At 65.2% G+C, this 12767-nt stretch carries 11 protein-coding genes; 5 read left to right on the plus strand and 6 right to left on the minus strand.

Translation table 11 applies throughout. The features are described from left to right. Positions 1–63: 63 nt before the first annotated feature. From M2336_RS10895 to M2336_RS10910, 4 genes are all read right to left on the minus strand, one after another. The gene (locus tag M2336_RS10895; protein WP_264572541.1) at positions 64–2226 is read right to left on the minus strand and encodes a S46 family peptidase; all 2163 of its coding nucleotides are present in this window, start codon (positions 2224–2226) and stop codon (positions 64–66) included. Positions 2227–2352: 126 nt separating this feature from the next. After that, a complete protein-coding gene (locus tag M2336_RS10900) occupies positions 2353–3978 on the minus strand; it encodes a GMC family oxidoreductase (RefSeq protein WP_264572542.1) in 1626 nt (541 codons plus the stop codon). Between the two features lie 3 nt (positions 3979–3981). Continuing rightward, entirely contained in the window at positions 3982–4362 is a 381-nt protein-coding gene (locus M2336_RS10905; RefSeq protein WP_264572543.1) for a nuclear transport factor 2 family protein, read from the minus strand. Continuing rightward, the gene (locus M2336_RS10910; RefSeq protein WP_264572544.1) at positions 4359–6008 is read right to left on the minus strand and encodes a GMC family oxidoreductase; all 1650 of its coding nucleotides are present in this window, start codon (positions 6006–6008) and stop codon (positions 4359–4361) included. The genes M2336_RS10905 and M2336_RS10910 overlap by 4 nt, the downstream gene beginning before the upstream one ends. Before the next feature lie 135 nt (positions 6009–6143). Here M2336_RS10910 and M2336_RS10915 point away from each other — a divergent pair, with 135 nt between their 5' ends. From M2336_RS10915 to M2336_RS10925, 3 genes are all read left to right on the plus strand, one after another. After that, complete coding sequence (locus tag M2336_RS10915; RefSeq protein ID WP_319801470.1) at positions 6144–7655, plus strand: aldehyde dehydrogenase family protein; 1512 nt, start codon at positions 6144–6146, stop codon at positions 7653–7655. 69 nt (positions 7656–7724) lie between these two features. After that, a complete protein-coding gene (locus M2336_RS10920) occupies positions 7725–8246 on the plus strand; it encodes a MarR family winged helix-turn-helix transcriptional regulator (RefSeq protein ID WP_264592988.1) in 522 nt (173 codons plus the stop codon). Further along, the gene (locus M2336_RS10925; RefSeq protein ID WP_264592989.1) at positions 8243–9052 is read left to right on the plus strand and encodes a nuclear transport factor 2 family protein; all 810 of its coding nucleotides are present in this window, start codon (positions 8243–8245) and stop codon (positions 9050–9052) included. Before M2336_RS10920 ends, M2336_RS10925 begins: the two co-directional genes overlap by 4 nt. Positions 9053–9055: 3 nt before the next feature. Here the strand turns inward: M2336_RS10925 and M2336_RS10930 are convergent, their stop codons facing one another. Further along, complete coding sequence (locus M2336_RS10930) at positions 9056–9238, minus strand: hypothetical protein (protein WP_264572224.1); 183 nt, start codon at positions 9236–9238, stop codon at positions 9056–9058. A gap of 109 nt (positions 9239–9347) precedes the next feature. On the opposite strand from M2336_RS10930, the gene M2336_RS10935 reads away from it, so the two are divergent. Continuing rightward, positions 9348–10079 (plus strand): extensin family protein, encoded by a 732-nt coding sequence (locus tag M2336_RS10935; RefSeq protein ID WP_264592990.1) that lies wholly within the window; start codon positions 9348–9350, stop codon positions 10077–10079. Here M2336_RS10935 and M2336_RS10940 read toward each other — a convergent pair whose 3' ends face one another. Further along, positions 10080–11078 (minus strand): DNA topoisomerase IB, encoded by a 999-nt coding sequence (locus tag M2336_RS10940; protein WP_264572548.1) that lies wholly within the window; start codon positions 11076–11078, stop codon positions 10080–10082. A gap of 155 nt (positions 11079–11233) precedes the next feature. Here M2336_RS10940 and fumC point away from each other — a divergent pair, with 155 nt between their 5' ends. Next, a complete protein-coding gene (gene fumC / locus M2336_RS10945) occupies positions 11234–12610 on the plus strand; it encodes a class II fumarate hydratase (RefSeq protein WP_413715969.1) in 1377 nt (458 codons plus the stop codon). Positions 12611–12767: the final 157 nt, after the last annotated feature.

Genomic DNA, 12767 nt, shown 5'->3' on the forward strand with positions numbered 1-12767 from the left:
GTGTGGGGCAGGGTGGCAGGGTGGCAGGGTGGCAGGGCGGCCGCGCCGCCCCGTCCTTGTGCCTCAGCGGCTGGCGACGGGCGTGACGCCCATTTCCTTGAGCAGCCGCTGCGCGCCGTCGACCTTGTCCATCGTCCAGAGCATGAAGCGGCTGTCGACGTGGATCGTGCGGTTGCGCTCGGCCACGTAGGCCCAGTCGGAGATCACGCCTTCCAGCGTGCCGTCGAACGCCAGGCCAACGAATTCGCCGCGCGCATTCAGCGTCGAGGAGCCCGAGTTGCCGTTGGTGATGTCGACATTGGACATGAAGTCCACCGGCAGCGTGCCCAGCTCCGGCGCGGCATAGGGGCCGTAGTCCTTGGCCCTGATCGCATCGATTGCGCCCTGCGGGGCATTAAACTCGCCCTTGCCGGTCTGCTTGGCGAGAAGGCCCTCGGCGGTGGTGAAGGCGGTCCAGATCTGGCCGTCCTTCTCCTTGCCCATGACCTTGCCCCAGGTCAGGCGCAGCGAGCTGTTGGCATCGGGATAGAGGGGCAGGCCGGCCGCCTGCTTGTAGGCCATCAGACCCTTCATATAGCCCGCCCGCGCAGCCTGCGTGCGACCCGAGCGGGCCTTGGCGGCCTGCTCGCTTTCCATGTCGCCGGCATAGAGCGCGATGGCGAGCTTGATGAAGGGATCGTCCGAGGTCTCGAAGGCGGAGGCGGGCTTGTCCAGCCAGCCCAGCCGGGTTGGCGTGTCGCCCAGCTTGGTTTCGCCATAGAGCCGGTCGAAGCCGATCTGCGTCAGCGCGGCCTCGAACCTGGCATCGCGATCCGCCGCGTCGAGCTGGCGATATTCGGCAAGGGCAGCCTCGAACAATTGACGATCGATCTTGGGCAGGAAGCGGCGCTCAACCTGACGGAGCCGGTCGACAATGCTCTCGCGGTCGCGCTGCTGGAAGCCGCTCTCGCGCTGGGCGTCGGGCTTTTCCTGCTCCTTGGCCCAGCGATACAGGGTGCGGGCCGCGCCGAGCAGTTGCGCGCGGTTGAGCAGGGAGGTGCGCAGGCCGGTGAGGGAAGCCTTGTTATTCTCGATGACCACCGCATCCAGCGCCGCAATGTCCGCGCCATAGCGCGCCTGACGGGCCGCGTCGGCAGCGACCCAGTCGCGGAAGGCCTTTTCCTCGGCCGGCTTGCGCTCATCGAGGCGGATGGCGTCGGCACCGACGAGGTCGCCGGCGAGCTTCTTCTCGTAATTCTCGGCCCCCGCGAGGATCGAGGCGTAACGGATCTGGGCTTCGCGGTCGCCCGCCGTCACCTTGTCGATCTGCGTCGCGTAATCGCTCAGCAGGCGCTGCCAGAGCGGCTCATATTCCGCGAAGTTGAACAGCACTTCATCGCTGGTGCGCAGGCGGTTCGTGGTGCCGGGGAAGCCGGCGACCATCACGAAATCGCCTTCCTTCACACCCTGCGAGGCAATGCGCAGCCAGGACTTCGGGCGGTAGGGGACGTTCTCCTTCGCGAAAGGCTTTGAGCTGCCGTCCGGCCCGACATAGGCGCGATAGAAGCCGAAGTCGCCGGTGTGGCGCGGCCACATCCAGTTGTCTGTCTCGCCGCCGAAATTGCCGAGCCCTTCGGCCGGCGCATAGACGAGGCGGACGTCCTGAATCTCGAGTTGCTGCTGGAGATAATAGGCCGCGCCGCCATAATAAGGCCGCACGTCGCAGCGGCGGTTGGCCTGCTTCTCGCAGGCCGAGATCAGTGCCTTGCGATTGGCGTCCAGCTTCTCGTACCGGGCGAGGCCATCGAGGCGGGGCGTCACGCCGCGCATCATCGCGCTGGTCACGTCGCGCAGATCCTCGATCACATAGATGCGCGATCCGGGCGCGGCGGGCAGTTCCTCGCCCAGCTCCTTGGCGAGAAAGCCATTGGTCAGATAATCCCGGCCTTCGCCGCTGTTATACTGGATGGACCCTTGCACGCAGTGATGGTTGGTCGCGACCAGCCCTTCGGGGCTGAGGAATGCAGCCGAGCAGCCGCCGAGCGAAACGATGGCGTTCAGCGGCGCGGCATCCAGCCGTCCCAGCTGATCGGGTGAGAGCGCCAGACCGTCGGCCTTGAGCGCGGCGCCAATGTCCTTGATCTGGCCCGGCATCCACATGCCTTCATTGGCAGCGGCCGGAGCGGCAAGGGCGAGGAGGGCGGTGCAGCCCGCGAGAGAAACGATATGATGGACACGCCGAGGCATGAGGCAAGGCTCCTGCAAATTTTGAGGTTGCCCTGCCTATCGCGCCATGAATGGGTGAACGCAAGCCGGGGCAGCCCGTTCGACCGGACCACCCTGAGCTGACGCTACGTCACCGGCAAGCTCGCCTCAGGCCTGCAGGCCGTTGTCCGCCTTGATCATGTCGGCCGCCTTCTCGCCGATCATGATGCTTGCGGCATTGGTGTTGCCACCCACGATTCGCGGCATGATGGCGGCATCGGCCACGCGCAGGCCCTGGAGGCCGTGGACGCACAGGCGCGGATCGACCACCGCCATGTCATCCTGCCCCATGGCGCAGGTGCCGACGGGGTGGAGGGCGGTGTTGATCGCGCTGCGCACCCAGGCATCGATCTCCGCATCGCTCTTTACATTCGGGCCGGGCATTACCTCGCCGCGCAAGACGTCGCTCAGCGGTGCGGTGGAGAATATCTCGCGCAGTTGCGGCACGAGGCGGCGGAAGAAGGCGCGATCGTTCTCGGTGGAGAGCACGTTGGAGAGGATGCGCGGCTTGTCCGTCGGGTCTGCCGAGCGCAGCTTCACCCAGCCGCGACCCTCGGGCCGCAGCAGCACGCAGGCCATGGCCACCACGTCCGCCTTGGGCTTGCGCCAGCCGGGGAACCAGGTCTGCGCGCCGATCATGGTCGGCTGGAACAGGCACTGCGCATCCGGGCGCTCAAGCTCGGGCCGGGTCTTGATGAAGCCGTTGGCGGTCACCGGCATGTCGGCGATCATGCCGCCGCGCGTCAGCAGCCACTGCAGCGCGGCAAGCGCCGAGCGGTCGATGCGCAGGCTGTTGGTCAGCGTCACGCTGCGCGCCGCTGCATTGACCATCGCGACCGAAGGGTGGTCCTGCAGGTTCATGCCGACGCCGGGAAGGTGATGCACTACATCGATGCCCTGCTCGGCGAGATGCTCGGCCGGGCCGATGCCGGAGAGCAGCAGCACCTGGGGCGAATTATAGGCACCGCCCGAAAGGATGATTTCCTGCGCGGCGGCGACCCGCTTGTCCCGGCCTTCGCTGTCGCGATAGTGAACCGCGACCGCGCGGCCGTTGGCGACCTCGATGCGGGTGACCAGCGCGCCGGTTTCCACGGTCAGATTGGGCCGCGACATCGCCGGAATGAGGAAGCGCGCGGCGGTGCTGGCGCGCGTGCCCTCATGGATGTTGAGCGGCGGCGGTCCCCAGCCTTCCTGGTCGGCGCGGTGGAAGCTGTCGCGCTCGTCATAGCCGAGCGATTTTACGGTGCTGATGAACCGTTGGTAGAGATCGTTGGTCTTGGGCTGCTGCTTGACGCTCAGCGGGCCGCCCTTGCCATGCCAATGGTCCTCAGGGCCCCAATGATTTTCCGATTTCTTGAAGTAGGGCAGCACATCGTCATAGCTCCAGCCCTCGTTGCCGAGCTGGCGCCACTCGTCATAATCCCGCGCATGGCCGCGCGCGTAAAGCATGCCGTTGATCATCGACGAGCCGCCCAGCGCCTTGCCGCGCGGCTGGCGGATCTGGCGGTTGTCGGCGAACGGTTCCGGCTCGCCCATGTAGCTCCAGTTGAACTTGGGATCGGCCATCACGAACGGGAAGAGGATCGGCATGGTGAGGCGGATGTCGCGCTCGCGACGGCCGGCCTCCAGCACGAGGACCCTGGCATTGGGGTCTTCCGACAGGCGGGCGGCGATGACCGCGCCGGCCGAGCCGGATCCGATGACGATGAAGTCGGGCGTGGAGCTGTTGGCCAAGACTCAGAGTTCCTTGAAGCGGGCAGATTTGATGTGCGTGAACTTGCCGTTCGCGATGCGGTACAGGATGATGCTCTCGATCTCGCGCACATCGCCCTTCTTGGTCGGCCACATTTCGAATTCGGGCCAATCCTTGATCGTCTCGAAGCGGGTGTGAACCCGCAGCGCTGCGCCGTCATCGGCGAGAATGAGGTCGAGGATCGTCAGCGTTTCCTCGAAATGCGCCTTCACGCCGCGATAGAAGTCGCCGATCTTCTCCCGGCCGACGATGTGCATCCGGTCCCCCAGCTGAAAGTCCACGTCATCTGCGTAGAAGCTGGTGAAGCCATCGAAATCATTGGCGTTGAAGGCGCTGATATAGCGCTCGAAATCCTCGCGGGTCATGCGGCATACTCTCCTGTGTGAACCAGTTCGTCGGCGGGCAGAACCTTGCCCTTGAGGATGTCCGCCGCCCGCTCGGCGAGCATGATGGTGGGCGCATTGATGTTACCGCCAGTCTCGTCCGGCATCACCGAGGCATCGATGACCCGCAGGCCTTCCATGCCGATCACCCGCAACTGCGGATCGACCACCGCCATCGGACCGGTGCCCATCCGGCAGGTGCCGAGCGGATGCTGCGTGGTCGTCGTCGTGGCGCGGATATGCTCATCCAGCGCCTCATCGCTCACCACATCGGCGCCGGGCGAGATTTCCTTGCCGGTGATCTCGGCTTGCGGCGAAGTGGCATAGATCTTCCGCGCAATGCGGATGCCCGCCCGCGCCGTCGCGAAATCGGCCGGCGCGCTGAACAGGTTGAGGAAAATGCCGACATGATCGTCGGCCTTGGGTGATTTGAGGAACACCCGGCCACGGCTCTCCGGGTGGAGCAGGATGACGTCGGCGGTCAGCTTGTGCGGCGGACGCTTCTTGATGCCGGGGAACCACAGATGCGCGTCGAGCGTCACGGGGTTGCACCAGAGTTGAATGTCCGGCTGGGCGAGGCGCGGGTCGGTGCGCAGCACCGGGTTGGCGCTGTTCACCTGCCGCGCAAAGGGGCCGGTGCCCATGAAGTACCAGCGCAGCACGGAGAGCGTTGCCCTGTCGAAGCGCAACTCATTGACGAAGGTCACCGGCGCAGCCTCGAATAGCACGGGCGTACGGGGATGTTCCGAGAGGTTCTCGCCGACGCCGGGCAGGTCATGCACGACCGGGATATCCATCTCGCGCAGGTGCTGCGCCGGGCCGATGCCGGAGAGCATGAGCAACTGCGGCGAATTGTAGCTGCCGCCTGAGAGGATCACCTCGCGGCGGGCGAGGGCGGTCTTGAGGACGCCATCGTGGCGATACTCCACGCCGGTCGCCCGCTTGCCCTCAGTCAGCACGCGCTGGGTCATGGCGTTGGTCAGCACCGTCAGATTGGGCCGGGCCATGGCGGGCTTGAGATAGGCGGCGTAGGTCGATGCGCGGCGGCCATTCTTGTCGATGGTCAGCTCGACGCGGCCGACACCTTCTTCATCCCCATCGTGAATATCGTCGGTGATCGGGAAGCCGGCGTTGTTCGCGGCGGCCATGAGTTCATCGTGCAGTAGCCATTTGGTGGCGTTGGGCGTCACGCTCAGCGGGCCGTCGGCGCCGTGCAGATCGGACGCGCCGCGCCAGCTGCGCTCCATCTTGCGGAAATAGGGGAGCACATCGGCGTAGCTCCAGCCCTTGCAGCCCATCTGCGCCCAGCGATCGAAATCGGCGCTGTGACCACGCATGAACACCATGCCGTTGATCGAGCTGGAGCCGCCGAGCAGCCGGCCGCGCGGCAGGATCAGCTTGCGGTTGTTCATGTGCGGCTCCGGCTCCGTCCAATAGGGCCAGGTGTAGCCGGGCTTGAACAGCGCCTTGAGGAAGCCGAGCGGCATCCGAATCAGCCAGTCATCGCCACCGCCGCCTGCCTCCAGCAGCAGGACGCGCACATTCGGGTCCTCGGTGAGTCGCGCCGCGAGCACCGACCCGGCGGACCCCGCGCCGACGATCACATAATCAAAGGAATTTTCGGACAAAGTCACTCTCCATGGACTTCCGGCGCGCTAGAGTTGGCGTGGACGCATGTCTGCTGTTATTGAGGAGATCATGATGATTCAACATGATCTCTGCCGTCAGGGTGCCGACGGCTGCTGGAAAGGATGTCTGTTTCGATGAATGCGCCTTATAATCCCGGTCTGCTTGAGCAACTGCGTATGCGCTACGCTAACGGCCCGGTCAAAATGTTGATCGGCGGGCAGTGGGTCGAGGCCGCATCCGGCGAAACCTTCGAAACGCTCAATCCCTCGACCGGGGAACTCATCGCAAATGTCGCCAGCGCCGGCGAGGTCGATGTGGACCGGGCCGTCGCCGCCGCGCGCAAGGCGTTCGAGGGTGCCTGGTCGGGCGTGAAGCCGACCGAGCGGACCAATTTGCTGCTCAAGCTCGCCGATCTGCTCGAAGCCAATGCCGAGGAACTGGCGCTGCTGGAGACGCTGGACGTAGGGCGGCCCATCCAGTTCTCGCGGATGATCGACGTCGCGGGCGCCGTTGGCCAGCTGCGCTACAATGCCGGCTGGGCGACCAAGATTTTCGGCGAGACCGCAGAGATCAGCGCACCGGGCGAATGGCTCTCCTATGTGCTGCGCGAGCCGGTTGGTGTGTGCGCGCAGATCGTGCCGTGGAACTTCCCGCTGGTGATGGCGATGGGCAAGCTCGCCCCTGCGATCGCAGCGGGCTGCACCGTCGTGCTCAAGCCGGCCGAGCAGACCCCGCTCAGCACGCTGCGGCTGGGCGAGCTGGTGCTTGAGGCGGGCTTCCCGGAAGGCGTGATCAACATCGTCTCGGGCTTCGGGCGGACCGCCGGCGCGGCGCTGGCTGCGCACCGCGATGTCGACAAGGTCTCGTTCACCGGTTCGACGGTGACCGGCAAGGCGATCATCGAAGCCTCCAAGACGAACTTCAAGCGCGTACAGCTCGAACTGGGCGGCAAGTCGCCCACCTATATCTTTGCGGATGCGGACCTCTCCAAGGCCATTCCGGCAGCGGCGATGGGTATCTTCTTCAATGCCGGTCAGGTCTGCGCGGCGGGATCGCGCCTGTTCGTGCATGAGAAGGTGGCTGATGCCGTGCTGGAAGGCGTGGTGAACATGGCGCGGGGCATGAAGGTCGGCCAGACCCTCGATGCCTCGACCATGATCGGCCCGCTGGTCAGCGCGGCGCAGCTTGACCGCGTGACCGGTTATATCGAGTCCGGCCGCCAGGAAGGCGCCAGCGTGCTTGCCGGCGGCGATCGCCTCTCCGGTGAGGGCTATGAGGGCGGCTATTTCGTCCAGCCCACCGTGCTGGTGGATACCAAGCCCGACATGCGCGTGCGCGCCGAGGAAATCTTCGGCCCGGTGCTCTGCGCGATGCGTTTCAATGATGAGGACGATGTCGCGGCGCTGGCCGCGCGGGGCAATGAGACGGAGTTCGGCCTGTCCGCATCCATCTACACCCAGAATATCTCCACTGCACACAAGCTGGCCCGGCGCCTCAACTCCGGCACCATCCGCATCAACGGTTCGGGCGGCGTCGATCCCGCGCTTCCGCTCGGCGGCTACAAGGCCTCCGGCTGGGGCCGTGAGAATGGCAAGGCCGGCGTCGAGGCCTATACCGAGCTCAAGGCGGTCAGCGTCGCCCTCTAAGGGCGCGCTGCGAATTATAGTGCCGCCTCGGGTCTAACCGGGGCGGCCCGAGGAGAGGGGGGAGCGCAATTGAGCGCAAAGGATAACAATAACGGGGCGGCGGGCCCTCTCGAAGAAGCCTGGCGCATCTTCGATTCCCGCCACCTTCCTTATCGTCTGCTGATGCTCGGCAAGATGCTCGACCGGCTTTCGGTCCAGCACATCCGGGACAATGCGGGTGTCTCGCTGGCGGAGTGGCGGGTGCTGGCGCATTTGGCCGTAATGGGCACCAAAAGTGCCAGCGAAGTGTCGGCAGCCGCGCTGGTGGACCGGGCGGAAGTCAGCCGGGCGGTGCGGGTTCTGGAAGAAGAAGGCTTCCTGCGGCGCGAGGAAAACCCCCGAAACCGCAAGAGCAGCCTGCTGGTGCTGACCGAAAAGGGGCAGGACAGCTACAAGCGGGTCCATATGGACCGGCGCAAGTTCTTCAGCATGTTGACGGCCGATTTCATCGAGTCCGAACTGTCGGACCTGGATGGCATGTTGCTGCGCATGGCCAAGCGGGCCGATCAAATGGGGCGTGAAGGCGTTCCTTCAGCGAGGAAAAAGCCTTGAATTACGACGATTATGCCGCCGACTTCAACGAAGGTCAGGATGATCGCCTTGTCGAGCGGTGGTTCGCGCCGGATTGCGTGATGTACAGCAGCACCCGCGTCTGCCGTGGGCGCGATGGCCTGCTCGATTTCCTCGACTGGGCCCATGACGGCGTACGCGAGGTCATCCGCCCCCGACTGGTGCTGCAGGAGGGCAACCGGCTGTTCGTCGATGTGGACATGGATTTCATCTGCCACGCGCCGCGCCCCGATTTCCCCTTCGCGCCCTTGCTGCCGGGCGACATTCTGACGGTGCGGTTCTTCGTGACCTATCTGTTGAACGAGGCCGGGCAAATCCAGGAACTGTGCTCCATGACCTGGCCGGCGGAACAGGGCGTCACCAAGGCGCCGATGCTCTCATCCCATGCGGGCGGGCGGGCAGCCTATCATGCCTATGCGGCGGCGTTCAGTGCTGGCGATATGGAGCGGGCAGGGCGTTATTACACAGAGGACTGTGTGCTGCGGCTACCCTCAGTGCCTGTCATCAACGGACGCGATGGCATCTGCGACTTCTATCGCACCATGTTCCAGACGGTACGGGAAGATCTCACCATCCATGGGCTGGTGATCGACGACAATGGAATTGCGGTGGACTGTACCAGCACCTTCATAGCGCAGCAGGACGCGCCCGATTTCGTGGTCAAGCCGCTCAAGCAAGGCGAGAGCATTCAGGTGCGCGTGTTCGTGGTCTACGGATTGCGCAATGGGCAAATCGCGACGATCGACGTGGCGCGGGCAGGCGCCGTGGCACCGCCCGCGTCCGCTTGATCGTCAAGTTATCGACGGCTGAAATGCCGGCGGGTCGCTGGCGGGAAAGGATTCGTCCGAGGCTTCGTCAATCTCGTCCCATTTGCCCGGGGCGGGCTTGTGCTTCATCGCATCCGGCCCAGCATCGCGGACCTCGGGGTTTTCGTCCGTCTCGGTTTTCGTCTTGGGGTCTTCGGGCATCGACATCTCAAATCCTTTCGTGATTTCCTTGTCGTCTGATCGATCAACGCCTGCGTGCGCCAGCAGTTGCATGGCCCTGTCGGAAGCGGAACGCGTCCTGCCGCGTTAGGCAGCTATGAAGGCATCCGGTTTTTATCGCGCGATCCGCTGGCTCGTCTGGGCGGGCGCTCTGATTCTGGCAGCGTTGCTGGCGTTCGCACTGTTCCGCCCGGCCCCGCAGGATCTCCCCTGGACGCCGCTTTCGCTCGATCAGCCCATCGGCTTGTTCACGCGGCACAAGCTCTCGGGATTGCGGGACGATGCGCCACAATGTCGCGCCTTGCTGCATCGCGCCGGGTTGGAGACGACGGCGGTGCCGGCTTTCGGCAGCGACCAATGCCGAGTCACGACCGCCACCCGCCTTGCGGCTGGGCAGGACATGCTCGCCCTTTTGCCGACGGACGTGGCCCCGGCCTGTACCGTTATGGCCGCCACCGCGCTCTGGACCTGGCAGGTTGTCCAGCCTGCCGCGCAGCAAATTCTTGGCGCGTCGGTTGTCCGCATTGAGCATTTGGGCAGCTATAGTTGCCGGCGAATGTACGGGCGCGGCGAAGGCGCGTGGAGCGAACATGCCACCGCCAATGCACTCGACATCGCCGGCTTCGTGCTGAGCGACGGCCGCCGGATTTCGGTGCTGCGGGATTGGGATGGAGAGGGCGAAGAGGCCGCCTTCCTGCGGACCGTGCGCGATGGCGCGTGCCGCGTGTTTTCGACCGTGCTCTCGCCGGATTATAACCGCCAGCATGCCGATCACTTCCACTTCGATCAGGCGGATCGGGGCGGGGTCAGCTGGGGCGTTTGCCGCTGATCAGCCGGCCTCGACCTGCTGCTCTTCCAGCCAGGCGATCAGGCCGCGTTCTGGGCGGCTGAGCCATTTGGTCTGGCGCGGCAGGCGCGTCTGCTTGCGGAATTCGCTCGCCCCGTCGCGCGCAAGGGCGATGAGATTGGGGTGGATGTAGGATTTGCGGGCTATGGCCGGCGTATTGCCCAGATGTTCGGAGACATGGGTCAGCATCGCCGTGAGGGTGGAGACCTCCTGCTCGTGCAGCAGCCAGTCGAACGCGAGCACGCTCGCCCGCCATGTCCGGAAATGCTTGGCGGTGAAGTCCGCGCCCATCGTCTCGCGCAGATAGCCGTTCACATCCGATGAGGAGACCGGTGAGGCGGTGCCATCGTCGCGCAGATACTGGAAGAGGTGCTGGCCCGGCAGATCCTGCATCTGGCGAACGAAGCGAATGAGGCGGCGGTCCGTCATGCTGACTTCGCTCAGCTTGCCCGACTTGGCCTTGAACCGCAGGGTGAGGCGGCTGCCGCTGACCTTGGCATGGCGCCGGCGCAGGGTGGTGGCGCCAAAGCTGCGATTGCTCTTGGCATAGGCCTCGTTCCCCACGCGGATGCGGCCGCTGTCGAGCAGCTGCACGACCGAGGCGATGGCCCGCTCGGCCGTGAGGCCGCGCCCGGCCAGATCATCCTCCACCCGGCGGCGCAGCAGCGGCAGCAGGGCGCCGAACGCGGCGCAGCCCTCATATTTGCGCGCGTCCCGCTCGGCGGTAAAATCGGGGTGGTAGCGATATTGCTTGCGCCCGCGCGCATCGATGCCCGTTGCCAGAATATGGGCATGGGCATTGGGCGCGAACCAGGCATCGGTATATGCCGGCGGCAGGCCGATGCGGTTGAGCCGGTCGATCTCTGCCCGCTCGGTGATGCGCGCGCCTTCCGCATCGAAATAGGCCCAGCCGCGTTTTCCACTCGGTCGACGGCGAATGCCCGGCATGCTGTCGTCGACGAAAATCAGCGCGTGTGTCATGCTCGGGGCCGCTCCTTGCCTATCCACGGGGCCTATCCACGGGACTTGTCCATGGGCATGGACGAGCGCACAACGCGCAAGCTGTGGGTTTGGAGCCAGCCGGCGGCGCACGTAGACAGGCCCGGCAGATGATAGTGGAGAAACCGGTGACGAAGATGCGGGAAGAACGCGACAGCCTGGGACCCATCGACGTGCCTGACGCGGCCTATTGGGGCGCCCAGACCCAGCGCAGCATCGAGAATTTTCCGTTCGGCCCGTCCGAGCGAATGCCGATCGGCATCGTCCATGCGCTGGCCATCGTGAAAAGCGCCGCCGCGCATGTGAACCGCTCGCACGGACTGGCCCCGGACATCGCCGATGCCATCGAGACGGCAGCGGCGGAGATCGTGGCCGGCAAGCTGGACGATCAGTTTCCCCTGGTCATCTGGCAGACCGGCAGCGGCACCCAGACCAACATGAATGTGAACGAGGTGATCGCCGGCCGGGCCAACGAGGCGCTGACCGGTCAGCGCGGCGGCAAGGCACGGGTCCATCCCAACGATCATGTCAATATGAGCCAGTCTTCCAACGACAGCTTCCCGACGGCGCTGCACATTGCGGCGGCCCGCGCGCTGGTCGAACGGCTGATGCCCGCGCTCGATCATCTTGCCGATCTGCTCGGCGCGATGGCGCAGGCCTGGTCCGGCATCGTCAAGATCGGCCGGACGCATCTGCAGGACGCGACGCCGCTCACGCTGGGGCAGGAGTTCTCCGGCTATGCTCAGCAACTGCTCAACTGCCGCAACCGTCTCTCCCGCGCCCTGGAAGACGAGCTGATGCCGCTGGCGCAGGGCGGCACGGCGGTCGGCACAGGCCTGAATGCGCCGCAAGGGTTCGGCGAGGCGGTGGCCAAGCAGATTGCGGCGTTGACCGATCTTCCGTTCAAGACCGCGCCCAACAAGTTCGAGGCCTTGGCCTCCAACGATCCGCTGGTCCAGCTCTCCGGGTCGCTGGCGACACTCGCCGTCGCGCTGACCAAGATCGCCAATGATATCCGCCTGCTCGGCTCGGGGCCGCGTTCGGGGCTGGGCGAGCTGGAATTGCCGGCCAATGAGCCAGGCAGTTCGATCATGCCCGGCAAGGTCAACCCCACCCAGTGCGAGATGCTGACGATGGTTGCCGCGCAGGTGATCGGCAATCATCAGGCCGTGACGGTCGGCGGCTTGCAGGGGCATCTCGAACTTAACGTCTTCAAGCCGATGATCGGTGCGGCGATCCTGCGTTCCATCGATCTGCTGAGCACGGGAATGGAGAGCTTTGCCGAGCGCTGCGTGGAAGGCATCGTGCCCAATGAGGCGCGCATCGCGGACTTGGTCGAGCGCTCGCTGATGCTGGTCACCGCCCTGGCACCCGAGGTCGGCTATGACAACGCCGCCAAGATTGCCAAATATGCCCATGAGCAGGGCCTGAGCCTGCGCGAGGCGGCCTCTGCGCTCGGGCTTGTCGACGCGGCGACCTTCGATCGTCTCGTGCAGCCGCAGTCCATGATCTGACCGGACCGGCCTTCCGGACGCCGATGCGACACGGCGTGACTCGCTGTCGATCGGTTTGCCGCTTTACCCGGAACCCCTGCGCTATCTGGCCGTTGGTTTGGCAGGTGGCGTCGCGCTGACGCGCCGCCTCAAGACCCAGGGCCGGCATAGTCCGGCA

The sequence above is a fragment of the Sphingobium sp. B1D7B genome, assembly GCF_025961965.1.
GTDB lineage: Bacteria > Pseudomonadota > Alphaproteobacteria > Sphingomonadales > Sphingomonadaceae > Sphingobium.